Origin of the sequence: Chitinophaga filiformis, assembly GCF_023100805.1 — a bacterium.
Classification (GTDB): Bacteria; Bacteroidota; Bacteroidia; order Chitinophagales; family Chitinophagaceae; genus Chitinophaga; species Chitinophaga filiformis_B.
Genome location: NZ_CP095855.1, coordinates 7029437 through 7052466, shown reverse-complemented (window position 1 = coordinate 7052466; position 23030 = coordinate 7029437). Strand labels below are relative to the sequence as shown.

At 45.9% G+C, this 23030-nt stretch carries 24 protein-coding genes; 8 read left to right on the top strand and 16 right to left on the bottom strand.

Features of this window, described 5'->3' with window-relative positions; all coding sequences use genetic code 11:
* Positions 1-13: 13 nt before the first annotated feature.
* From MYF79_RS27525 to MYF79_RS27480, 10 genes are all read right to left on the bottom strand, one after another.
* Positions 14-1603 (bottom strand): M15 family metallopeptidase, encoded by a 1590-nt coding sequence (locus MYF79_RS27525; RefSeq protein ID WP_247811085.1) that lies wholly within the window; start codon positions 1601-1603, stop codon positions 14-16.
* A 12-nt stretch (positions 1604-1615) separates the two neighbouring features.
* Positions 1616-2353 (bottom strand): hypothetical protein, encoded by a 738-nt coding sequence (locus MYF79_RS27520; RefSeq protein ID WP_247811084.1) that lies wholly within the window; start codon positions 2351-2353, stop codon positions 1616-1618.
* Entirely contained in the window at positions 2343-2618 is a 276-nt protein-coding gene (locus MYF79_RS27515; RefSeq protein WP_247811083.1) for a hypothetical protein, read from the bottom strand. Before MYF79_RS27515 ends, MYF79_RS27520 begins: the two co-directional genes overlap by 11 nt.
* On the bottom strand, positions 2615-2779 hold the full coding sequence (locus MYF79_RS27510; protein WP_247811082.1) for a hypothetical protein: 165 nt from the start codon (positions 2777-2779) through the stop codon (positions 2615-2617). The genes MYF79_RS27515 and MYF79_RS27510 overlap by 4 nt, the downstream gene beginning before the upstream one ends.
* 3 nt (positions 2780-2782) lie before the next feature.
* A complete protein-coding gene (locus tag MYF79_RS27505; protein ID WP_247811081.1) occupies positions 2783-4864 on the bottom strand; it encodes a hypothetical protein in 2082 nt (693 codons plus the stop codon).
* Between the two features lie 16 nt (positions 4865-4880).
* Entirely contained in the window at positions 4881-5918 is a 1038-nt protein-coding gene (locus MYF79_RS27500) for a hypothetical protein (protein WP_247811080.1), read from the bottom strand.
* Between the two features lie 34 nt (positions 5919-5952).
* A complete protein-coding gene (locus tag MYF79_RS27495) occupies positions 5953-7854 on the bottom strand; it encodes a hypothetical protein (RefSeq protein ID WP_247811079.1) in 1902 nt (633 codons plus the stop codon).
* Between the two features lie 19 nt (positions 7855-7873).
* Positions 7874-9184 (bottom strand): S8 family peptidase, encoded by a 1311-nt coding sequence (locus tag MYF79_RS27490; protein ID WP_247811078.1) that lies wholly within the window; start codon positions 9182-9184, stop codon positions 7874-7876.
* 750 nt (positions 9185-9934) lie between these two features.
* Positions 9935-11656: a GH39 family glycosyl hydrolase gene (locus tag MYF79_RS27485; RefSeq protein ID WP_247811077.1), complete on the bottom strand. Its 1722-nt coding sequence runs from the start codon at positions 11654-11656 to the stop codon at positions 9935-9937.
* 108 nt (positions 11657-11764) lie between these two features.
* Entirely contained in the window at positions 11765-13249 is a 1485-nt protein-coding gene (locus MYF79_RS27480; RefSeq protein WP_247811076.1) for an FAD-dependent oxidoreductase, read from the bottom strand.
* A 269-nt stretch (positions 13250-13518) separates the two neighbouring features.
* Between MYF79_RS27480 and MYF79_RS27475 the strand changes: the two genes are divergently transcribed.
* The 4 genes from MYF79_RS27475 to MYF79_RS27460 are packed head-to-tail and all read left to right on the top strand — an operon-like array spanning position 13519 to position 16305.
* Entirely contained in the window at positions 13519-14475 is a 957-nt protein-coding gene (locus MYF79_RS27475) for an SPFH domain-containing protein (protein ID WP_247811075.1), read from the top strand.
* A 9-nt stretch (positions 14476-14484) separates the two neighbouring features.
* Positions 14485-14733, top strand: a complete 249-nt coding sequence (locus MYF79_RS27470) for a hypothetical protein (protein WP_247811074.1) — start codon at positions 14485-14487, stop codon at positions 14731-14733.
* Positions 14734-14735: 2 nt separating this feature from the next.
* Positions 14736-15710: a hypothetical protein gene (locus tag MYF79_RS27465; RefSeq protein ID WP_247811073.1), complete on the top strand. Its 975-nt coding sequence runs from the start codon at positions 14736-14738 to the stop codon at positions 15708-15710.
* A 22-nt stretch (positions 15711-15732) separates the two neighbouring features.
* On the top strand, positions 15733-16305 hold the full coding sequence (locus MYF79_RS27460; protein ID WP_247811072.1) for a DUF6620 family protein: 573 nt from the start codon (positions 15733-15735) through the stop codon (positions 16303-16305).
* Between the two features lie 88 nt (positions 16306-16393).
* Here the strand turns inward: MYF79_RS27460 and MYF79_RS27455 are convergent, their stop codons facing one another.
* Positions 16394-17278: an NAD(P)H-binding protein gene (locus MYF79_RS27455; protein WP_247811071.1), complete on the bottom strand. Its 885-nt coding sequence runs from the start codon at positions 17276-17278 to the stop codon at positions 16394-16396.
* A gap of 82 nt (positions 17279-17360) precedes the next feature.
* Between MYF79_RS27455 and MYF79_RS27450 the strand changes: the two genes are divergently transcribed.
* Together MYF79_RS27450 and MYF79_RS27445 are read left to right on the top strand one after the other, a co-directional pair.
* A complete protein-coding gene (locus MYF79_RS27450; RefSeq protein WP_247811070.1) occupies positions 17361-17753 on the top strand; it encodes a winged helix-turn-helix transcriptional regulator in 393 nt (130 codons plus the stop codon).
* A 176-nt stretch (positions 17754-17929) separates the two neighbouring features.
* Positions 17930-18313: a hypothetical protein gene (locus MYF79_RS27445; protein WP_247811069.1), complete on the top strand. Its 384-nt coding sequence runs from the start codon at positions 17930-17932 to the stop codon at positions 18311-18313.
* Between the two features lie 106 nt (positions 18314-18419).
* On the opposite strand, the gene MYF79_RS27440 is transcribed toward MYF79_RS27445, so the two are convergent.
* The 5 genes from MYF79_RS27440 to MYF79_RS27420 all read right to left on the bottom strand — a co-directional run bounded on the left by MYF79_RS27440 (position 18420) and on the right by MYF79_RS27420 (position 21706).
* Entirely contained in the window at positions 18420-19094 is a 675-nt protein-coding gene (locus MYF79_RS27440; RefSeq protein WP_247811068.1) for a DUF2306 domain-containing protein, read from the bottom strand.
* A 66-nt stretch (positions 19095-19160) separates the two neighbouring features.
* Positions 19161-19550, bottom strand: a complete 390-nt coding sequence (locus tag MYF79_RS27435) for a winged helix-turn-helix transcriptional regulator (protein ID WP_199652612.1) — start codon at positions 19548-19550, stop codon at positions 19161-19163.
* A gap of 159 nt (positions 19551-19709) precedes the next feature.
* On the bottom strand, positions 19710-20240 hold the full coding sequence (locus tag MYF79_RS27430; RefSeq protein ID WP_247811067.1) for a DinB family protein: 531 nt from the start codon (positions 20238-20240) through the stop codon (positions 19710-19712).
* A 356-nt stretch (positions 20241-20596) separates the two neighbouring features.
* On the bottom strand, positions 20597-21046 hold the full coding sequence (locus MYF79_RS27425) for an Hsp20/alpha crystallin family protein (RefSeq protein WP_247811066.1): 450 nt from the start codon (positions 21044-21046) through the stop codon (positions 20597-20599).
* 171 nt (positions 21047-21217) lie between these two features.
* Entirely contained in the window at positions 21218-21706 is a 489-nt protein-coding gene (locus tag MYF79_RS27420; protein WP_247811065.1) for a hypothetical protein, read from the bottom strand.
* Positions 21707-21876: 170 nt separating this feature from the next.
* On the opposite strand from MYF79_RS27420, the gene MYF79_RS27415 reads away from it, so the two are divergent.
* Positions 21877-22032, top strand: a complete 156-nt coding sequence (locus MYF79_RS27415) for a hypothetical protein (RefSeq protein ID WP_247811064.1) — start codon at positions 21877-21879, stop codon at positions 22030-22032.
* A 168-nt stretch (positions 22033-22200) separates the two neighbouring features.
* Complete coding sequence (locus tag MYF79_RS27410) at positions 22201-23013, top strand: hypothetical protein (RefSeq protein WP_247811063.1); 813 nt, start codon at positions 22201-22203, stop codon at positions 23011-23013.
* The last annotated feature ends 17 nt before the right edge of the window (positions 23014-23030 follow it).

Sequence of the window (23030 nt, the reverse complement as noted above, 5' to 3'; positions counted from 1 at the left end):
TATTGTGAAAAAATTACAGTGTTTTACCTAGTTCAAAATGCATCCCATCCTTCTTGCCTTTGAAATGTCCGCCCCAGAAGAAACCCTGTTGATTGGCGATGGCCACCAACTCTCTCACACATCCCTTTTTCCCCATCAGGGCAGGTTCCTGTCCAAATCCGTTTGTGCCGGCATTGATATCAAAAGCGGTGCCCCAGGCGTGATTGCTGAGCGGTCTTGGAGATCTGTTCTGGGTGCCGCGGATATACCTGGCAGCATATCCGCCTTCAAAGGTCAGGATCCTGTCCAGCAGTCCAGCCGCTTCCCATGCGGCCCACAATGCTTTCAATCTTTCTTCCCCTGCTTTATGGAAGTTGATGACACCATTCTGAATGACCTGGTTGCCGATCTTTTTACCATTCAGTTGGGGAATGCTTACCCGCACAATGTTGTCTGCAGCCCAGCTGTTCGTTACCCGGATGCCATCTCCGCCGAAGGTGGAGGGATCCGCTTCATAAGTGAAGGTGCCAAATTGTGCGGCGCGTTCAGCGGCGGTCAGCGGACGAATACTGGTAGGGCGTGGCGGCCAGTTGGGACCACTGGTATCCGGAGGGCTCATCTGCATACTGGGCGCCGCTTCCTCAGGTGTGACGGTCGCTACTGGTTGCTGACGCTGATACTTGTGAATATCATCCAGGTCATTCAGAAACTCCAGCGGGTTCAGTTCTTCCTCACTTTTCTTACCCGCCGGCGCCGGCGCAGTTTTCCTGGCAGGTGCCGATGGAGGAGGAGCTTCCATCATCTTGTCGAAGTCATTGAACCGGTTGGTTAGTTCCTGTGCATCTACCTGTATGGTACCCAGGTTATAAGCGTTGGCAAACTTCATATTCTGCGCAATGCGGTCAAATATGGCATGTTCATTTTTGAAACCAGGATCGTTGGCTTTCGGAGCCGCCGGTTCTTCAACGGATTGTTGCTTGCCTACATCTTCCCGGTTAACGGTCTTTTTTGCAGCCGGGTCATATACCTTCTTGCCTGAAAGAATGGCCTGCAGATCATTAACGATCTCCTCTTCTCTTGAAGAGAGAGAACCGCTGCCTTGTGCCGGGGGCTCAGGGGCATTAGGTCCCCGCATTTGTTTGATGTCTTCCAGCAAAGCGGCCGTATCCGGACTTCCATCATCGTGCTGCGCCGGAACAGGCGAATACGTTGGCGCAGCAGCTGCTTCATCTGCAACGGCTTTTTCCATCGAGAAGGGATCCAGTACGCTCGTCTGCAGTTCCTGGTGCTCACTTACCGGCGGTGCAGCAGGTGGCGTATACATGGGAACATATGTATTCTCTTCCTCTGTAGATGATTGTAATACATACTCTTCAAAATGGCTTTCATCATTTACAACAGATGCCTGTACTACATATTCTTCGAAGATCTCCCCGTTACTGTCTGCAGATGCCGCCACAACGTATTCCTCAAACGGAACATTATCTTTAACAGTGAGCACCTCTCCATTGTCAAAGCTCTGCGTCAGCGATTTCTGTTTTTTCTTTTTTGGACGGTGATGCCCGCCGTAATAATCACGGAGCAGGTCTTCATAACAGGAGTAAGGAGTTTGTTTCTTCTTCATATGCCTGTACGTTTAAAGTCTGATATTCATTTTTACAAGGGTGTAGGGATCGAAGGTCATGATCAGTTCAGATTCCTGCTGTGTGATATGCTCTTTATTCAGTAATATCTTCAGCTCACTGGCACTGAACTCCATCACTTCGGCAAGTGTACTATTGATGACAGTTACCGGTGCATACTGCTTGTCTAATGTGAGATTCTCTCCCCGTACATGCAGGTAGGGCCTTTTATTTTCATCCAGCGCAAGACTGACAGCTGTTACTTTTGGCGGTGTCTGATTTCTTCTCGACTTCTGTATCTGGTTGGCCAGCGTTTTATAATCGATCTCATTATCAGTTGCACGTTGAATATCTACCTGTTTCTTCTCTACTGCCTGCAGATCATCTACAGAACTCACACCAAGTTTGCGCAGCTTTTTCTGTGTCTTGGTGTCCACACCGATCTCTTCTATCTTGGTATCATTTTTTAAGCCTGTTATTTTGGTGGTAGCCCTGACCTGCTGGTCGGTAATAGACCCTAGCTGGATATTCACCTTCGATGCTCCTTCCTGGCCAGGTTGTGCTGTAATGAACCTGATCTGATCTCCGTCAAAAGTGGGAAAGATATTGAGGTCTATGGCGAGGTCTTTGACCGTATAGGTCAAAGGTTTGTTGATAGCTTTGATAGCCAGTGTTTCACGCGTTTTGTCCAGCTCTACTACAAGAGAGTCGACAAAATCTTCCAGGTTCCAGTATTTGTTTTCATTCGCCATCGTCAGATGCTGTATATTTTTCAGCTTTTATAGTAATGCTGTGATAAGAAGGACGGAAGCTGGTATCTACCCTGTACAAGGGCGGTACAGTACCGATCCTCACCGTTCCATCGTCATTTGTGCTGATGTCCAGTTCTACAGGGGTACCGATTTCTATTTCGTATATATAACTATGTACCCCGCTTTCCTCATCGGTGAATTCGCCGGGAATATCCAGTATCTTATCAATGATACTGTTCAGTGGCAGAAAGACTTCATCTATCATGAGGGATTGGTTTTATTGACAGGATTTAGTACAACTTTCACATTCAGTTCTATATCATATCCATCAAATACATATTCAGCGTCAGGCGCTGTATGTGTTTCTGCCGCCGGTGTTTCTTCGCTGTCATCTTCCGACAGGCTATAGCGGAATGGTTGTATCATAAACTATTGATTATTGGATTTAATGCCGAGTATTCTCACGCTGACAGGCAGGGGGAATTTCACTTTCGTGCTGCTGATCTCGTTTACATATCCATCCGGTGTAAGTGAATCAACTTTACCAAGTGTGATCTCGAACAGCTTGAATACCGGAACTGCCCATACCATGCCCTGTTCATAGGTCCTGCCTTTCATTTTAATGTTATAGATCATCTCCGAAAGATTAGACTTTGCGAAGCCTGTATTTTTGATAGCCGCCAGTTGCTCATCGTCCAGCGGTTTATTGCCATCCCATCCGTCGAGCAGTTTATTTAATTCTGAAATGCTCAGTTCTATGCCGGCCTTCATTTTGCCCGAGGTAGTATCTGTCAGGCTTTCCTTATCTTTTGCATCGACAGCCAGCTTGGTGCCTGTAATACCATTTGCCGTATGTTCTGCAGACAGTGACACCGTATAACGGGTATCGACATTTAATTCCCAGAGGGATTTCGATTTACCGAGAGAAGGCGACTGCCATATTTTGTTCCAGAAGGAACGGTAGACCTTCATGTCTGTCAGTTCCTTTTCTGAGGATACCGCATTTCCCTGTTGTTGCACAAAATAATTTTGTACAAACACGGCAGGCGTATTGCCGATAGCCTTGTATTCTTTTCCGCTGGAAGTTCTCCAGCGCACTTCTGCAAATATTTCGAGGTCTTTATACAGCGGCAGACTTAATAATTCGCTCTTCATGAATTCAAAATCCACGTTTGTATTGGCCTGGATATCTTTCTTTTTAAAAGTTTTCTCCAGCAAAAGCTGACGGCTCACCGGATCTTTGAAATAGAAAGTATAGATAGCCTTTGGCAGCGGATTTTTCGGGGCCTGGCCGACGTTCAGTTTTAGTTTAAACAACAGCTTATCTGCCTGCTGCAGCAAGGGTAGCTGCTTGCCATTGTAAGCGGACAGTTTCAATGATTCGAAGGTAAGTATCACGCCATTGCTCAGTGTATAGGCAGTGTTGTTCTGCATAAGCGAATGTGCCGTGGCCACGTTCGCAGGCGCTGCTGCAGGCGCTGCTGCCGGTTGTGCATTCTGCAATTGTGCGATCAGTTGCGCCAGTGCCGCGGGGTCGACATTGGGCGCTGCCCCGGGTTGCTGGTTCTGTAACAATTGCTGGAGCATCAGCCGTCGCTGTACATCACCTGCAAGGGTGGTCATAAGCTGATTATTTGCCTGTAGCGTCTGTAGTTTGTGTTGATTCGCAGCGTTGATGAGTTGCGGCAGCAATTGTACACCCTGCTGAATAAGGGGCCCTGCCAGGGATGCCAGCAAGGCGTCGTCAATGCCGAATACGAATGGCTTTGAGAACTGGTTAGCTTCCGTTGATGTATTACTGTCGGCACAAATACCAGCACAAAACCTGTTGTCCTGCGATTGGGCCGTGCTGACAGATTGTTGTCCGCTAAGCCCGGAGATAGCAGGAGCTACCGCCCGCATGATCGCGCCCAGCAGTCCCGTCAGCATATTGGCAGGTTGTTGCGAAGAGATATTGCCGCCGGAAGCAGGCGTATTATTCCCTGCACCTGCCTGGGGAGTCAGCATATTGATTGCCACAGGCAAAACTGCCCGCACCAGACTACCCAATATATCTTCTATGGAAGCCTGTTGAGAGAGGTATTGCTGCTCGTGAGAGATATTCCTGATGGGGTTGAAGGCTGTAGTTTGCATATCAATACTTGCTGAAGATGAAATATTAAAGCGTCCTGTATTTACATGCTGCAGTCCTGCCGGGACCCTGATCACATTCGACACAGCAGGAGAGGTGCCATTCCTGTCTTTCGCACTTAACAATTGTATGTAACAGTGCTCGCCGTCAAAATAGTTTTTGGGTATCCTTATTTCCTCCTGACTGTCGCCCAGGAAAGTGAGCTTCTTCTTTTGTTGAAAAGGAGTGACCTTAGAGATCCCATCCACCCATTTGATACCGGCCCTTTCTATTATCTGCCTGCCTATTTTAAAGCGATACCAGGTATTGGTGCCAATATCTATCGTGAAACGATAGTGCTGGCTATCTGCGGATTCCCATTGTAAAATTGCCAGGGCCATAGCAGGTAATTATTAATTAACGTGCAACAGGAGCTGCCGGCGCGGCTATACCCGGAGTATTGCCCGCCGGTTTCAGTGCAGCTACGCCACCATCAGCATACATATTGGCAAAATTGTCCAGTTTGAAGTAGTCTGTTTTAAATTTGATATTGACATGCCCTTTAAGTGTAGCCGTCATATCGTCCGTCGCTTTTTTGTCGGATGTATTCACCTGGATATTGGTGTTGGTGATGTCTGTGGTAACGGAAGGACCACCAAATATGGCGCCGAGTATACCGCCATCTGCTTCAAAGTGGGTATTAACAGTGTTGATATTCTGATCATCATGATGCGCTGAACTGGCACGGGTAGCTTTAATGGAGAACTCTACCTGGGCGTCAATTTCACCTTTTTCCACTACAAGACGGGTTACACCCATGAGCAGTACTTCTCTCAATGCTGCACGGTGTTCTTTCGCCATGTTGATCTTTGCCTCCAGTATGTGTTTCTTCACCTCTGCATCTTCCATGTCATGCTTTTCACCTTCAGGATTAGTGAGCGCCAGCTTCGAGCTGCCGTCTGCCTGTTTCTCGGTGATCACATTATATTTGTCACTGCGCGATTCAGCAAGTGTGGCAAAGGCATCGTCATCCTTTATCTTTTTGATGAAATCTGCAGTAGACTTGGTAGCTTCCTTCATTAGTTTGATGTAGCTGTCGGTCTGTTGTTTCATCACCTTGAGGTTCGCATCAAATACAGCTTTCAGCAGATCGGCCACGAACTTCGGGAAGTCGACGGCATCCACCAGTTCCTTGAACGACCTGGTATCGCCCTGGAAACCCGGGTCATATCCCTTGTATCCCATTTGCTTGCCGCTATCTGTGGCCATACTTTCTTCGAGGCCATGTTTCTGCATTTGCCTGGCAGTATAGTCGTCTATGAGCGACAGATATATACTTTTCTGATCATCGAGGGACATCGTCTTAAACACATCACTGCTACCCAACACTTCTCTTGCCTGTGCGCGGGCGAGTTCTTTGATCTGTGCCCTGGAAGGTATTACATTAATAGCCATAGCTGATAGTACATTTTGTTAGTTAGCAATTGAATTAAAAGTCCCATTCATCTTTTCCTGTGGAAGAAGGCGGTGCAGGTGCTTTGTCAGTGGGTTCATCATCCTCTTCTTTTTCAACATGCCTGTCCCGGCGACGGTAGTCCCGGTTGTCTCTCTCTTCATGCTCATCTTCCTCTTTCTGCTGCAATTGCGCCTGACTGATGATAAAGGCATCCACATTACTGATGAATGCAGAGAAGCGTTTATCATCCTCAAAGGTGCTTGGGTTGTAATCTGCGATAGAGTTGAGGATTTCGTAGCCCAGCTTGGCTTTGTTGTAGTGAATGGTTGTTTTCGGACGCTGATGTTTCATGCCTTCGTAAAGCATTTCTACCACTTTCCACCAGTTGCCACCGGCAGGAACAAGTTGTTTCACTATTTCGGGATGATTCAGTATGCGTTTGATAACGAAGTATAATTCATCGTAGATGATCGGCGATATGACGTTTGCCATACCCGAGCAATGGGTAGACAGGTTGTATTGCAGATCTTCCACTGCCTGCATAACCGTCTGACGGGATACATAGCTTTCCGGATTAGGACTGTCCTGCGCACGTTGTATATAGCGCGCTACTTCCATGATCAGTATGCGCCAGTATTTTGGGAATTCTTTGTTCACCACCACATCGTCTGTCACAGGCGCATTGCCATAGTTGAACACCTGTTTGTAGAACATGCGACGCTCCGCAGGACGGGTACGTTCAATGATCTTACCGGTTTTTGGATGTGTGAATTTATTAGAGAACACATACATCTGCAGGTCTTCCCGTAATTGTGCATCGGAGATCTGGATATTACCTCTCACCATGAACTTATGTGTGAAGAAATTGACCACACTGAAGATGTCGAGTTCTTCGCCCAGTGTCATTGAGTAGAACATCTGTGCGGCACAGCGGATATTATCAGAAACAACCTGTACGGTGGCTGCATCATCATCCAGGAAGGTTACACTATAGTCTGGTGCGCTCCCGTCCGTGTCTGTCGTATCGTCTTCCCACCCCGGGGTATTTTCAATTTCATTCATGAAGATAGGCAGCAGAATATCAATATTGCTGTCTGTTACAGGAAGAATGGAAGCTTTGATCTGTTTGATCAGCTTCGGGATCATACTGGGAGGGATGACAGGATAATACTTGGAATCTTTCAGTATATCCAGTTCACTGCTGTTATCTACATAGTTCTCCAGCGTTTTGGTTACAAATGCGCTGAAGGAAAGAGACGAAAAGGATGGATTGCCTTTGAGTATATCGGTAATAACCGGATTCTTTTCGTTATTAAACTCTACGCTCACCCTTTCCTCGTGGATATACTGGCGGGAGGCACTGATCTGTGTATAGACGATCACATTGCGGTTGCCGTACTTGTTACCAAAGATGAAATTGGTAAGCCCGTTAATTTCTGTATATCCGGCATTGTAGCCAAAGGCCAGCAGGTAGTTGACAATGTTGGGATAACTGAGGATGCTGCGGGTGTTCAGATCCAGGTTATTCCAGTTGTTGTTAAGCCGGTCTTTGAAATCGAATTTCAGTAATGACAGTTTATCTTCCGCATCAATATATTCCTCAATGCTGTAGATCTTATCATATTTGGAATTATTGATCGTTTTGTATATAACGTTGAGCAGACTGTCATCCTGCCATTGTTGTTCTCTTTTGTGGCTGTTGCCATACATTCTTGCTTTCAATGGCAGCTGTACAAGTTCGCTTATTGACGTGCCATCTACGGTCTGAAAGTCGCCTCCTTCTTTGATATAGATGGGGCTACCCAGCAAATCGTTCAGGTATGTCAGCTGCTCCTTCACATGACTGTCAATGTCAGCAGTGATACCATTAGTCGTAATGTTAGTTCTGCGTATTTTAACGCCATTTGTGGAAGGGAAAAAGTTTAGCGTTGCCATTACATAATGTTTAAAAAATTTATGATAACATATCGTTTAACAATTTGAATGAATCTGCCAGGTTAAGCAGACCGTATCCGGCTTTCTGATCCCTTACTTTGCTGGTAAGCCTGTCTGATGTGTTCCGAAGTATATAAGTGATGTCCGTATTTGTAAGTTTTTTGCCTTTTTCGTACGCATAAGACTTTAGCAAGGCCACGGCGCCACTCACGAAGGGCGATGCCTGGGATGTACCGGACGAGAGTGCGTAACCATTGTTAAGATAAGAGCTGTAGATGTTAGTGCCTGGTGCTACTACCGTGATGTCAGCGCCATAGGAAGAGAACCCGGTCATCTGCCCGGAATTGTCTACAGCGCCGACAGCTATGACATCTTCCAGAGCGCCGGGGTAATATTTTTCAGGACTGCCGTCGTTACCACTGGCGGCAACAATGGTAACGTTCTTACTGATGGCATATTTGACAATATCTTCATGAGGAAGTCCACCGCCCGAATGTTTGATGCCGAGGCTCATGTTGATCACGTCTGCACCATTATCTACCGCCCATTTTATTCCATTGTTGATGTTGTCCACGATGCCGGCGCCCACCACTTTGTTGCCGCTTCTCATGGCTGCCAGTACCCTGACCACCATCAGTGAACAGGAAGGGCAGACGCCTTCATTCATGCGAAGGCCTTTTGCTGCCAGGATGCCCGATACGTGCGTGCCATGCCCGACCTGGTCTTCGGGAAGCGCATTAATATTTAGTACGTCTCCTATGAAAGAAGAAGTATCAAGTCCCTGGAGATCTACAAAGTTCCTGCGCAGTACGATCTTGTTTTCCAGTTCCGGGTGACTGAAATTGGCGCCTGTGTCCAGCACCGCCACACGTACGTTATTCACTCCCCTGGTCCATTCTTTTGCATAGGGGAGATAGATCATTTCACCCGGATCTGCTGAGACAACGGTCATAGCACCGGCAATTTTTTCGCCGGGAAACTCTGTAGTGCCGAGCAATAAGGTTCGTACTTCTGCAATGAAAGGGAGATGTTGTATACGTTTGATAGTCTGTTCAGGTAATGCTCCGTCGCGTTGTAGGATAAGACGGAAGGTGCAATGCAGGTTAGCATTCATTTCGTCGGCACTCCATACTCTATCCCTGGATTGGGATTTGTATTCCCTGGTGACCCAGAACTTGTAGTTCGCTTCATCAAATAGCCTGTCCACATCAGGATGGAAACGTTCAACAACAATTGTTTTATCGTTGATAAAGTCCATCCAGTATGGAATAGGTGCAGGTAGTTGATCCAGCACTTCTCTGACAACTTTTATGATGATATGCTCTTTCATAAATGCATATGCAACATTGTCTGATTAGGGGCAATAACTGTTAATTGCTGCCATTCGTCAGCATTTGGGGTAATTAATATGATAAGTTTTTCATTCTACGTTACAGCACATGCAACCTGTTGCCGAGGCAGCAGCAGATTCAACCGGTAATGATATTTAAAAATAGATGAGAAGTATACAAAACCCGTACTACGGTCAAGGAAACTTTAATGCGTCGTTTATAATTATGGGGTTTTGGATGATGAAGCTAGGAAATATTGAGGAATTCACAAAAAAATAAATGTCGGCGGTCTATTGTTAAATCTCCGGCTACGAGTACCGCTACATTAAATGATCAGGCACTTTATTCGCTTGCCCAGTTTTTTACCGCGTATGAACGACTGGATTTAGCCCTGGACATTATACGCCCCCGTGTTAATCAACTGGATGCAGGGGAGAACATTATTTTCTATTTCATCAATTTGTGTTTTTTTGACAACGAAGATTACGAAGGAGATGATTTCGCCAATGCTGTGTTAAACGCGGCAAATTTAAACCGGGCCCGGTTTTGCCAGTTCTTTCAACCCGGCGATAGGGGCGGTGCCAGCTTTCAGTTGCTGGAATCGGATATTCTCAGGAAATATAAATGCGATAACTGTCCACAGTAGTATCTGGTCACCTTAATCCTTTTAACCTGTAGATATTAGCCAATCACCTTAACTATCGGGCAAAAAATCGGGCGTGTCAGCGAAGCATGAAACCCATACGAACCTACCAGTCAAACTTCAGCAAAGACACTCCCTGTGAAGGTAAAGTCATCCTGACAATTGCCTCGCCCTTATCTGTTTTAATCCATTCCGGAGAACCCAGCAATTGCAGTTGTCCTGCCTTTTCCAACTGTGCGATTTGTTCTGCGGACGGATTTTTCGGTGAGCCCATTTTCTTCCACACCTCATATGAATTACTATGCTCATCATCGATCCTGTAATGATGCATATACACTTGCTGAGGCAGACCGTTCAGTTGAACAGTTACTTGTTTGCCGCCTTGTTTTACGTCATCGTCGTGATAGTTCCACAACATGACAGTGGCTTCATGTGCATCTTTACAAGCCAGTCCGTTAATGTCCGGATAAGATCTTCTGAAACTTGAATCGAGTGCTGTACGCAGATCATAGCCCCGATCAGAATGAATATATACTCTCTTACCCTTCATCATACCAAACATGCGGAACACATTCAGAACGGGCTTATCTACGCCGTTAGTAGCCAGGTCCCGAAAGCCAAAGAACCAGGGTTGATTCTCAAATTCGAAGGACCAGGATACGGCGCCTTTGAAGTTGACCTTGTACTGATCCGCCAGGGCATACTCGCGGGCAAGGGAGGCAGCGGTGTAACTGGAATACATAGTACCATTACGATAGGCATTTTCCGGATTGGTGTGCATGCCACAGGCTGCGCAACCTTCAGGATCGGATTCACCAATAATGACAGGGATATTCTTCAGTTGCGGATAAGATGCTACCAGTTTGAAGCCTGCTTCAATATCTCTTAACTGGGTTCCCATATTCATCCGTACATGGCCATTCACCAGCTGGGGCGCTCCCTTAGCATGAAACAATATAGCATCTACCGGCGCACCTATTTTTTTAGTGACATAATTGGTATCTGAAAAGCAATGTTTAACAAAGGCATGTAACCATTTCTGAGCGCCTTGTCCACCGGTCCCCGCGACGTTAATGCCTCCTATCTTAGCGCTGGGTAAAGCACGTTTCACGGCGTCAGCAGTATAGTCATAAAGCTTAAAGAATTCTTCCATGCTGGCTTTCCAGTAAAATCCGTTAGGTTCATTCCACAGTTCCCAATACCAGCTTTCTACTTCTTTCTGACCATAGCGCTGTACGGAATGTTTTACCCATTGATACACCAATTCTGCCCATTTATTGTAATCCTTCGGAGGGTACGCCCAGCCGGTAATGATATCGGAATATGGGTCGCCAGGTTTCCAGTAATGACGATAAGGCTCCGGTTTAGTGGACAATGCCTGCGGCATAAAGCCAATTTGCGCCAGTGGTTTCATGCCCCGTTGGATATAGGTATCGAAAATACTGTCAATGATCTTCCAGTTATAAACGGGATTGCCATTGGCATCTTCGGTATAGGCGTTTGTTGATCCCCACTTCAGTGCAGCCTGGCCGTCACCGCTGACCAGCAGGCTATGAGCACGTACATATACAGGCACAGGCGACAAAGCGGCTATTTCTGAAAGCAGTTTTTTCCCATCCTTCATGTAGGTGTAATTGGGCTCATCGTAACCAAACCAGGCCCAGGCCGGATACATAGGACCAATGGTCTTGTTCAGATCAATCCTGATTGTTGCAACAGCATCATCAACAGCTGCGGTTTTTTGTGCATAGCTTTTAAGGCTGGACAGATGAAGGTTAAAAAACGCAATAGCAATGAACTGACAAACCATTAGATACTTTCTGAACATACGGCTGTTTTTAGATTATCGTCTGTTGTTGGATACAAGGAGCAAAATGTTTCCAGACCACCACAGTGTGGCCTGTCTATATTAGCAAATTCATCCGGCAATATTTCATCAGTCAGCAGCTCGTATAGACAGCGCATGATGAAATATATTCAGCGGATCCCATGCAGCTTTTACCCGCTGTAAACGTGGATAATTCTCTTTATAATAAAGCGTATACCATGGAATGCCTGACTGATTCCATTCCGGGCTTGCATGGTCTGTATCCGGATGGTTGATCATACTGCCGTCGGTCTGTTGATTGGGCACAGGTACGCCGCCAGAACCGGAAAAGAGATCCTTGTAGAAATTACGGACCCAGTCCAGGCTTGGCGCGGCGCCTGCGGGATCGACCCAGCCAGTGTTGCAGGCCACATCCATGATGCAATCGCGTTGTGCGGACGCAGTAGCGGCAGGAGATATTGTGTTGACTTTTCCTCCATAGGTGGCCATGCCTAACATGCCACCTATAGGTGCTGCTGCAGTAAGGTATTTGTAAGCCGTGGTTATCTGGCTGTCAGTGAAAGGTTGCCGGAAAAAGGCGTCCTTTACCTTTGCCTGTACATTATCAAAGCCCGGCTGAAATAATTCCGGAAAGGGATTGAGTGCAAAGCGTAACCAGGGACTTTCTTCTATCTGCAACGTATAGTGTAAATCCAACGGTGCTGCCACGGCCGCCAGATGCCCGTCTATCAGGCTGTGAGCATCAGCTGCTGTGGAAAGACCTTTTATTTCTATCTTTCCCAGGTTGCGGTGACCTAAAAAGAGGGTACTGAATAACTGTGTGTAAGGAGAATCGGGACCACTGTGCTGCAGGCTCCAGCTGCCAAAGTTTTGTACGAGGCGGGAGAACGATGACTCATCAAAGTCTTTCCAGTCCCATGCCAGTCTGAAGATGCTGACAGATGCCGGCGCTTTCGGTAATGCTGTAAAAGGATCGGTTCCATCCACATCAGGCGACCGCAACCAGTAACGCGTTACAATGCCAAAATTGCCACCGCCTCCTCCTGTATGTGCCCACCATAGTTCGCGGTTAGGATCATTTGCTTCACGCGTGGCAATCACACTGAAGGCTTTACCTGAAGCGTCGACAGTGACCAGCTCTATGCCATACAGATAATCTGCCGCTAGTCCATATTCCCGGCAAAGAAACCCAAAGGCTCCTCCCAATATATGTCCGCCTATGCCTATACCAGGATGTTCGCCGGCAGGAAGCACCACTCCCCAGCCCAGGAATAATCTGCGGTACATTTCGCCGACTGTCGCACCGGCTTCCACCGCAAAGGCCGCTTTCTCTGCATCATAATAAACGCCGGTCATCAGTGATATGTCGATAAGCACCTGTACAGCCGGGTCTGATACAAAGCCCTCGAGGCAATGCCCGCCACTGCGTACTACTGGCCGCCGTTTACTGTTTACTGCCTCCTGGACAGCCTGGACTACGTCCCGGGTAGACTCCGGAAGACAAACATATTCAGGTTTTCCTGTAAAGCGTTTGTTAAACCTTTTTCCGGCAAGGTCGGAATAGCGTATGTCGCTGGGTATGATCTTTTCCATATTCTAAATATAAAAAAATGGCGCCCAATCGCTTTGTTGTTTTAAAACAAGATAATATTATAATTTGTCAATTCGACACAAATGACTCCCCTGATTATTAAGCCCATTTCCACAGGATCATAAAATGGAGGGGGAGGCGCTTAAAAATTTGCTAAATGGTTTAACAGAAAATACCTAACTTTCGGCTTCCTTTACTATCAGTTACGCATATACCTATATTTGATGTAATGAATAAAGGTAACCCTGATCATTAGTGACAATTGAAAACCATGAATTTACCATTTATTGAGATCATTGAGTGGTTCGAGAAAGACCCCAATCTGTTAATGTGGCAGTTTCCTCAGCCTGAAGCCGACATTAAGAATGGCGCCAAGCTGGTTGTTCGTGAATCCGAAAAAGCGGTATTGCTGAATGAAGGCAAACTGGCTGACGTATTCGATGCCGGAACACATACACTGACTACCGAGAATATTCCCTTCCTGACAAAGCTAAAAGGATGGAAATATGGTTTCCAGGGCCCTTTTAAAGCGGATGTTTATTATTTCTCTGTTAAACAGTTTGTGAACCTGAAATGGGGAACACCTGCGCCTGTTATCCTGCCGGATAAGAAATTCGGCCAGGTGCGCCTGAGAGCCTTTGGCAGCTACAGTCTACGCATCTCAGACCCTTCAAAGTTTTTCAGAGAATATGCAGGTACATTCCCATACCTGTTCGTTCACGAACTACAGAACAAACTCCGTGATTACATTGCACCCAAATTTGGAGAAGTATTGGCGCAGGCGCAGATACAGGTATTGGACATCGCGGGTAACCTGAGTGCCCTGAATGAGAAGATAAGACCCCTCATCCAGCCATATTTCGATGCATTTGGTATTGATGTAACGGAATTTACTGTAAGCAGCGTTACACTGCCTGATGATGTAGCGAAGCATTTTGATACCGTTACCAATATGAACATGGTAGGAGATATGGATGCATATCTTAAATTCAACCAGGCGGCCGCTATAGGTCAGCAGGGCACTGCCCTGAATGATGCTGCACAACAGGGTGCTGCCATGGCCTATATGATGAGTGCAATGAACGCCCCAAAACCTGAAAGTAAACCTGCGGAAAAACAGGATGATCTTGAAGCCAGGCTGAAACAGCTGAAAGCGCTTCATGACAACGGACTGATAGACGCAGAAGAATACAAAGCGAAGAAGGCAGAGATCTTAGCCAAATTATAATATCGCGTAATGCAGGAAGAAAATAAAAAATTGTCGTTCATTGAACGAATGAAACAACGTGCTGTTTCACAGCAAACCTATGGGGGACAGGCTGAAAATACCCAGGCCAACACAGGAGAATCTGCTTGTCCTAATTGCGGCGCCGGCCGTGCCAAACAGGATGGATTGACACATTGTGCCTACTGCGGGCACGCTTTCATCACAACGACGCTTACCGACGGTAGCTACATCAAAAAATCAGATAACTCTAATAGCTGAATATGGGTTTATTTAATTGGGGCCAATCACAGGAAGACAAACAACAATACGAGGCGTTTAAAAGTGAATTGAATACCCTGGAAGGCCGTTTGGACACCTTCCTGGCAAAGCTGGATGAACGCGTGAATATATTGCTTAGCGGCTTCATGGAAGAAGCGCCTTCCGTAATGGCAGAAGACGACCGCTTCGGACAGGCATATCATCGCTTTTCATCTGCTATGAAAGGACAGGCATCCAGCATGCGGGAAAAATTACGCGAGGTACTCGAAAAGCAGATTGAGCCCGTATATCAACGATATGCCGATGTATTCTCTGCGGAAAGTGAAGCTTACCGGCTGCTGCGTGACTGGCGGCATCGTTGTGCAAGAAAAGCTGATGAATGGGAAGATCAGCTGCACCATCGTGTAGAAGAGGCAACAGAAGAGGTAGAGAGAAAGGATTATGAGCCCATCTTTGAGCAGATGATGAATACCTACTGGCAACAATCTAAATTGGTCAATTGCAAGCAGTGCGGGGCTAACCTGGATATAAAACAGGTATACTATTATAGCGCCTATGTGTCATGTAATTATTGTCAGACCCAAAACATCTTCGAACCCGGTGCAATGGGCCGCGACATTGAGCATATTGCCAGGAAGCTGGCAGAACAACGTAGTAAACATTTTATCGATGCGCATCAGCAGAGAAAAAATGAAGAACAAAGTCTTTATCAACAGATGCATGAATTGCAGCTGTCATTGAGCGCACAGGAGCGGATGACGAAAAGTGGTCCCGGCTATGAAAAGCTCCGCTTGCTGGATGCGCAAAGAGTACAGGCCGAAAACGAAGCGCCTGAATTGCTTGACAAATATTACAGGAACATCTTTGACGAGCTGACGAAGTTATTGCCTGACCTGGAAGAGCATCACGAGAAGTTCTTCAGGTCTTTGCAGGCCAATTACCAGCGATATGAAAGTAAACGTAGCACGAATCTATAGTTAACTATAAAAACAACAGACCATGGGACAAAACAACCCCTTATTTGAACCTATTCACGGCATCAGTTTGTACGATTACTCCGCCGCCAATGCAAAGATTGCAAATGGCGTTGCTGTCGATATTATTTGTGGTGCGCTTGGCGTAGAAGTACCCGTTTGGGAAGATGCCAGCCAGGGATGGGTACAACGTATGCAGGAAGATGCTGACTTCGTTGTTATCTCTGAAATGGGTACTTTATTCGGACAAGCCGACCAACATCCCAAATTGGGTCATCTCCAGCCGGCAGCCGGCGCAGGAAATACGCTGCAGCTCGAGCGACTGGCTACTGATCGCTACTTCTATGAGGAATTGTGTGGTGCACGTACTGCCGCATATGAAGCTGGCCTCGATGGCGCGAGATGGATACAGGATAACTACGGCATCTCCCTTGGCGATTTCCAGCAGGTAGCTATGCAATGGATGGAACAGCAGAAAGACCTGAGCAGCGAGGAAATAACGGAATATGTGGATCATATGGAGGCGAAAAGACAAGAGTATGCGAAGAGATTTGCTGATGAAAATGGTGGCAATATAGCTGACGATGTGGAGTTTTAATTACTCAGATCCGTCTTTCAGGATATAACATAAGGAAACGCCTTTCAGTTGAGAAAATTGGAAGGCGTTCCTATTGAAGTAAATAACGTCAGCCCTTATATACGGCAGCAAATTCCTCCGCAAAATCTCCCAGCTTAGTCTTGCCATAAGTTGCCGGTTTATTTTTATCATAATCTTCCCACAAAATACCGTTCCTTATTGCCGTACCCATTTCTACAAAAACGCTTGCAACAGCGGGCGATAAACCCGCTCCGGTCATACCCGCCAGGCTGTCTTCATCACTGAATTCGACCCATGGCAGATCAGGCTTTCCTATTGCAGTACCCAATGCCTTAACGATTGCTGCTATCTTTTGATCATCACTGATCACATAATAGTAGCTTTTACCGCTGAAAGAGCCCTGTAAGTCGCTTGCAGCTGCTGCTGCAATATCCCGGGGATGCACCAGCACCAGTCTTGCATCCTGGCTGTAGTTACTGCCAAGGATACCATTTTTCTTTATCATGTCAATATTAGTAAAGAAGTTGACATAAAAGAACCCCGCGCGAAGATGTTTAACAGCCACATTATCCAGGGCGTTTAAGGTCTCTTCCACATCATGTAATCCCGCTATCGGTCCTGTACCCTTATCAAGATGAGCGCCAATGCTGCTCAGGTTCACCACACGTGCTACGCCCGATGCCCTGATGGCCGCTGCATAGTTTTTGCCCATATCGCCAATATATTGACGGTAATCGGAAGCGCCAAAATTTGGCGGCACCATTGTATAAATCGCATCTGCACCTGTGAATGTCTTAGTCAGGAATGCAACGTCGGCTATTGAACCAATAGCGGCTTTTGCGCCTAAGGCCCCGATGGCCTCCACTTTGCCAGCATCACTACTGATGACGGTTACATCATGGCCTGCGGCTGTTAATATCCCTGTAAGTGGCTTGCTGATATGTCCCAGTGAGCCTGTTACTATTATTTTCATACGATAAATGTTTGTTTGTGTTCGAGGCAAAACTATCTTTGTACAAACTTTTTTACAAGTACCTACCCGAAAGTAAGTAGCTATGACTAAAGTGAAAGAAAGCTCAACGAGGAATTACAATAAAGGCATTGCTGAAATGACCTGTCCCATCACTTATGTTCTGAACAAGATCGGCGGCCACTGGAAACCAATTATCCTCTACTACCTGATTAGCGGTCCTAAACGCTACGGTGAACTGAAGCGCCTGATTCCTGCCATTACAGAGAAAATGCTGATACAGCACTTGAAACAATTGCAGGAGGACAATTTAATAAACAGAAAGGCAGAGGATATTGTTCCGCCGCATGTTGTTTACAGCCTTACACCATCCGGTGAGGAGCTGGGGCCGGTATTGATGGCAATGGCTGAATGGGCAATAAGGGACAATGCAAAATATACAGGCTTTACTGCCACTGCAGACACCTCCGTTAAATAAAAACAATAAGCGCCCCGCAGGCGTATCATGATGGTATACCTCACAGAAAGAGGTAAGGCCAATAAGCTGTATAGAACTTACTATGGAAGAGAACTGTTAAGAGTTTGCTAAACATAGCCGACCCTTTAAATTTTTCGATTAAACCCGTGTCAAAGAATCAGAAAAAATTAAAGGTCATGAAAAAGATAATAGCAATACTGCTACTTGCAGTAACGGTTCAAAGCGCTTCAGCAATGGTTCCCAATGGCCCCGTAAGAGGTATTCATGGTGGTGGCTTCTACCCGAGAACAACCGTAGTGGTAGGCGGCGGCTTCTACAACCCTTACTTTTCTCCTTTTTATTACGGCTACCCGTATCCATATACAGCTGCTGTGCCTTACCAGCCAACAAAGCTGGATATGCAGATAGCAAATATCAGAAATGAATATGCGGATAAGATCGAATCGGTAAAACTGGATAAAGATCTGAGCGGTAAAGAAAGACGTGCACAGGTAAGGGAATTCAGGAGAGAACGCGATCAGGCAGTCCTTGAAGCGAAAAGGAACTACTACAAATCATAATGTTAAAATTTGGTTCATGCAAGAAGGGGCATATCGAAAATTCGATGTGCCCTCTTGCATTTATAGACACCGTGTTGGCTTCCCGCAATGTAAGAGTCCCTTGTATTTATTTTTGATGTGTATTCATTGTAGCTTGTGCCCGGCCGGCTTTTTTCTGCCGGAGTGATAATATCACTTCATACACATACAGGGGAACAGCCCATCCCATCCAGAAAAGGGAAGGGGAAATATCAGCAAAATTCCCAAGCGATTGTACAACAGGTAGTTTTATTGCCAACCCCGATATCACAAAAGCCAGCGTCACAATATAACTCCTGGTCATCCACTCTTTGTGCAGTTTGATCTGCCTTTTACGCACGGTCCACCATGCAATGAACGATGAGGATATCCATACGCTTACCCATACCTGTAATGAAAATGCATATGCCCAGTTGATGGCATAGGCGGTGGTGAAAGCCAGGATCACTGCACAGGTACTGCTTGCCAGGATAGCCAGGAGATAAAGGGTGCCGATGATGCGGTGCAGCTTCCAGTTGTTGGTTCTCAGCCGCTCCCAGAATTGCAAAGGCCCGAGAACGAGCGCGCCTCCTCCGGCAGTAATATGGAGCAGCAATACCCATTTCAGTTTAAAGTATTTACCAAGTGCTTCCGGGGTAAGTTGCAGGAAATGATCAGCACCATGCATGAAATACCAGGTGGTGGCTACAATGGCAGCCCAGATCATTACTTTAAGGACATCGCTTATCCCCCGTGAAGGAGCGGCAGCAGATAAATTTTTCATGTTCAATAGGTCATTAATTGAACACAAAATTCGATGAGGGAACTGTTGAAATCAATAACCGAAAAATTATTCGGTAGCAGAAATCAGGCAGGAAGACGATTGCGGCCCTGAACTTACCTTCTTCACCTTCCCGGAATAGGCCGCTCCCCATTGATCCATCGATACAATAACAGGAAGAAGGCTTTTGCCCATATCAGTAAGGGAATAATCTACGTGTAAAGGAAATCCTTTCCGTACTTTCTTTGTGACAATACCGTAATATTCAAGCTCTTTAAGTTGCATGTCAACCACCCGTGGCGTCGCAGCAACAAGTTGTTTATGTATTTCGCTGGGCCTTGTGTGTCCTCTGCTGATAAGATCTACAATACAGGGCTTCCATTTTGCACCAAGTACTTTCATGAATACAGTGACACCACAGTCCAGGTCTTCGGGAGTCTTTCTTTCGTATGTCTGCATAACATTTAATTTGGGTCATTAGCATTGCAGTCCATGTTACTGCCGTTGTCTTTGTTATGCAATATAAATATTTTTCAGTCCTGCCGGTCCTGACTGAGTTCATCGTTGAGTGGATTACTTACAGTAGTGGGCAGGACTGAAAAAAGCCATAGTAATGGTTCAAAACAATTTTTCTTCAGGAGGTGTCACTCCCGCAAGACGCAGATACACGGTAGTTTGTCCACGATGATGCGTTTGATGCTCAAATGCTTTTTCTAATGCAACTCTCCTCGTCATATCGAATTTGCCGAATAAGGTGATTTTTTCGTTCAGTTTATCTGCCGGCAGATTTTTAATATCATTGATCACGAAGTCATATCCTTCCATGACAGCTTTGATCACTTCAGCCTTTGACTTGTTGCCTGATTTTTCAAATTCCCCCATACCATATGGGCTTTTTTCACCGGTAGCTGCCGCTACCAGGCCATAGTTGGCATCTGTAATGTGCAGCATCTGGTCTGCAAAAGAGCGCATTTCTGGCTTGGGCTTCAGGGCATAATCTTTCTCCGGCATGGCATCGAGATATTCTTTCGTATAAGCTTTTGCCCTTTCCCATTCTTTTACCATTTCCTCATTTGTTGACTGGGCAATGCAAATGCCGGATAATCCAATAAACAGTGTGAATACCTGAATGAATAAAAGTGCTTTCATTGAATGTGTGTTTTTTTGAACAGTAAAAAGCTTTAGCAAACCTGATGTGACACAAGAGAACTATCCTAAGAATACATTTAACATAGTTGAAGGGGCGATCGGCTGTATTATAAATTCAACAATTCAGTTAAGGGATTTGTTTAGCGACATGGGGAACGGTAGCTGTTTCCGCGCACTGATACAGCTGAATGTACGGAAATGCGAATATCTGTATATATGACGATGATTGTAAACAAATCTGACTAATCTCAGCAGGGATAAATAAAAAAGCCTTCAGATAATTTGCTGAAGGCTTTACATAAGCTGCTATTAGATTTTTGTAGGAACCTGCAGCAGGCTCAACATAGTTGACTCACTTATGCTATCTCAATAGTACGGGGTGCTTTTTGTTTAGCTTCTTCCCGTTTTGGAATAGTGAGATGTAAGAGACCGTTTTCGTAACGGGCAATGATCTTATCCTCATCTACCACATTTTTAGGTAGTTCAAAACTACGCTGGAATGACTGGTAGCTGAATTCCCTCCTGGTATAATTATCATCTTTCTTTTCCTGTTGCTGCTGTTTGCTGGATGAAATAGTCAGCAGGTTATCGTCAAGTGTAACTTTAAAGTCTTTCTTTTCCATACCTGGGGCCGCTACTTCTACTTCATAGTTGTCGGCAGTTTCCCTGATGTTTACAGATGGAACTGTAGTACTGGTTGCTGAGAAATTGTTGTTTCCCCAGTTGAAGAGTTCACGGCTAAAGAAGTCGTCGAACAGCGAAGGGAGTGAGGAAAATGTGTTTCCATTCCTTTTGATGAGTGACATAATAAACCTCCTTTTAATTAAGTGAACAATTATTATAAACCTTGGTGATCAGGTTGGCCAACCTTACCGCCGAAACCTGTTCAAATGAGGTGCCACCGGGCCCTGAACTGAATTTTTTGCAGAGGAACTGAAATTTTTTCTCTTCGCCGGGAACAAATGTCAGGATAATCGTTAATCTCCCTTTTTCATCCTTTCTATAGTATCGAGCATAGTGGCATGTTCTGTTTCATCAGCCAGGGGCAATGCCAGTATCTGCCACCGGATACCCTCTTCCTGGCGCCCCGATTGGTATAACAGTTGGGCATTCCTGCTCATATACTGACTGAATGCATGACGCTGCCTGACGGGAATGTTGTTGCCGTATTTCCTGGCATAGGGAATAATGGCACTGGAAAAATTGGCCCAGTCATCGCGTTGCATACTGTAAATGGTCTGGCTCATCAGCAGGACTTCCTCGCCCGTATCTCCGTAAAGTGATACGAGGCGGCTGCCGAAAACGGCCCAGTCGGGCATACTATCCCTGGATTCAAGGTAGGGGATGACCTCTTCCTGGAAGATCTTATTCATTTTCTCTGCATGGATGCGGGTACTGTCTGCCGAATGCTGTGCATAAAGGGAGGTGGACAACAAACAATAAAGGGTCACTACAAATGGATACATGATAATGGCATTTATGAAGGGATCTTATGAAGTTAATTTAATAGATAATAACTTTACTTAGGAGACAGGGAATTTAACGATAAGCACCTTCATAGAACCTTAACCTTGGCATATAGCGGGGAACACTTATATTGTAAAAACTATCTATTGTTCTCATTTAATGGTTCGTCATGAATGTTACTACAATTGTTATTGTCGTGTTGCTGGCAATTGCACTCATCGGTTTTCTTATTTTAAAGAACCGCAGGGACCAGAAGACCTTGTTGAAAGATGACCCTGTAGAGGATGAAATGGAAGAGCAACAGCGAAGGAAAGACAAGCTTTAAGGCTTTTCCCTCCGGCCTTTTAAGCGCCGGGTAATTGTTCTGCACAGGTTACAGGCCCCGGGGGCACCCCTTGTTTTCTCCGGGGAAAGCCGTACTTTAGTTTGTACCCCGATAGATACATGTACCCTTGAGCGGGCCCCCTTTTGACACATACTTAAACCAATTATCATGGGAAATAATTCCACAGAGCACATCAATGAAGCAATGAATAATGAAGTTGCTGAATCAAAGAAGATCCCATCTGTGATGGAAGCACAGAAAATGCTGGCTTTACAGAATAACATGCTTTACGTAGGCGCAGACGCTTATATTGGTAATCCATATGCTCTTCTGGGAACAGTGCTTGAGATCAGGAAGACACAGGCCGATTGCCCTACCATTGCCAATACGGAAAATGCATCTATAGAATTCTCGGCATTTAAGATCCCCGGTATCGAGATCGATGAAACGTCCAAGATAAAGGAGCCAATTAAACGGCAGTCTATCCTGGTAGATCAGAAGCTGGCTGTGGAGTTAAGTTTCCTCAATTACCTGACCGCCGAATTTGAAGGAGAATCTTCCTTCAGCCTGATGGTATTCGATCAGGCGGCAGGGCTGGTGAACCGTGATAGCGGGTCCTGGGATAAAGGTGTACAGGCCTGGATGGCCAACAACAAAGCAAGCATCCTCGATGATCCTGCTGTATGTTACGTGTATGCCGTGATAGGCTTTGTACAGAAATATATCATCCGGCGTAAATATACGAAGTTCACAGCCGGAGCCAAGGGTGGCGCCTTTGGCGTTAATCTGAATGGCCAGCTGTATACCAGTTCTGAAGACTATTCACTGGATGTACGCTACGGTCTGCAGACGGTTATCCTGAAACGGCCTGCCGTCACGAAATCGCTGTTTGCTGAGAAAGAAATACTGGCAGAAGCAAAGGAAGATGAAGCAAATCTCTTCAGCGCTATTGCGAAACAGCGCAGTTTTACGCTGAAATAAGCCTTGGAGGGACAGGC

Coding starts and splice junctions, on each gene's coding strand:
- MYF79_RS27435 (WP_199652612.1), bottom strand. CDS start 19,550: ATGCAGACATACGAAAGAAAGACTCCCGAAGACCTGGACTGTGGTGTC.
- MYF79_RS27475 (WP_247811075.1), top strand. CDS start 13,519: ATGAATTTACCATTTATTGAGATCATTGAGTGGTTCGAGAAAGACCCC.
- MYF79_RS27460 (WP_247811072.1), top strand. CDS start 15,733: ATGGGACAAAACAACCCCTTATTTGAACCTATTCACGGCATCAGTTTG.
- MYF79_RS27455 (WP_247811071.1), bottom strand. CDS start 17,278: ATGAAAATAATAGTAACAGGCTCACTGGGACATATCAGCAAGCCACTT.
- MYF79_RS27420 (WP_247811065.1), bottom strand. CDS start 21,706: ATGTATCCATTTGTAGTGACCCTTTATTGTTTGTTGTCCACCTCCCTT.
- MYF79_RS27505 (WP_247811081.1), bottom strand. CDS start 4,864: ATGGCCCTGGCAATTTTACAATGGGAATCCGCAGATAGCCAGCACTAT.
- MYF79_RS27500 (WP_247811080.1), bottom strand. CDS start 5,918: ATGGCTATTAATGTAATACCTTCCAGGGCACAGATCAAAGAACTCGCC.
- MYF79_RS27410 (WP_247811063.1), top strand. CDS start 22,201: ATGGGAAATAATTCCACAGAGCACATCAATGAAGCAATGAATAATGAA.
- MYF79_RS27430 (WP_247811067.1), bottom strand. CDS start 20,240: ATGAAAGCACTTTTATTCATTCAGGTATTCACACTGTTTATTGGATTA.
- MYF79_RS27515 (WP_247811083.1), bottom strand. CDS start 2,618: ATGATAGATGAAGTCTTTCTGCCACTGAACAGTATCATTGATAAGATA.
- MYF79_RS27480 (WP_247811076.1), bottom strand. CDS start 13,249: ATGGAAAAGATCATACCCAGCGACATACGCTATTCCGACCTTGCCGGA.
- MYF79_RS27470 (WP_247811074.1), top strand. CDS start 14,485: ATGCAGGAAGAAAATAAAAAATTGTCGTTCATTGAACGAATGAAACAA.
- MYF79_RS27490 (WP_247811078.1), bottom strand. CDS start 9,184: ATGAAAGAGCATATCATCATAAAAGTTGTCAGAGAAGTGCTGGATCAA.
- MYF79_RS27425 (WP_247811066.1), bottom strand. CDS start 21,046: ATGTCACTCATCAAAAGGAATGGAAACACATTTTCCTCACTCCCTTCG.
- MYF79_RS27510 (WP_247811082.1), bottom strand. CDS start 2,779: ATGATACAACCATTCCGCTATAGCCTGTCGGAAGATGACAGCGAAGAA.
- MYF79_RS27465 (WP_247811073.1), top strand. CDS start 14,736: ATGGGTTTATTTAATTGGGGCCAATCACAGGAAGACAAACAACAATAC.
- MYF79_RS27520 (WP_247811084.1), bottom strand. CDS start 2,353: ATGGCGAATGAAAACAAATACTGGAACCTGGAAGATTTTGTCGACTCT.
- MYF79_RS27525 (WP_247811085.1), bottom strand. CDS start 1,603: ATGAAGAAGAAACAAACTCCTTACTCCTGTTATGAAGACCTGCTCCGT.
- MYF79_RS27495 (WP_247811079.1), bottom strand. CDS start 7,854: ATGGCAACGCTAAACTTTTTCCCTTCCACAAATGGCGTTAAAATACGC.
- MYF79_RS27440 (WP_247811068.1), bottom strand. CDS start 19,094: ATGAAAAATTTATCTGCTGCCGCTCCTTCACGGGGGATAAGCGATGTC.
- MYF79_RS27450 (WP_247811070.1), top strand. CDS start 17,361: ATGACTAAAGTGAAAGAAAGCTCAACGAGGAATTACAATAAAGGCATT.
- MYF79_RS27415 (WP_247811064.1), top strand. CDS start 21,877: ATGAATGTTACTACAATTGTTATTGTCGTGTTGCTGGCAATTGCACTC.
- MYF79_RS27445 (WP_247811069.1), top strand. CDS start 17,930: ATGAAAAAGATAATAGCAATACTGCTACTTGCAGTAACGGTTCAAAGC.
- MYF79_RS27485 (WP_247811077.1), bottom strand. CDS start 11,656: ATGTTCAGAAAGTATCTAATGGTTTGTCAGTTCATTGCTATTGCGTTT.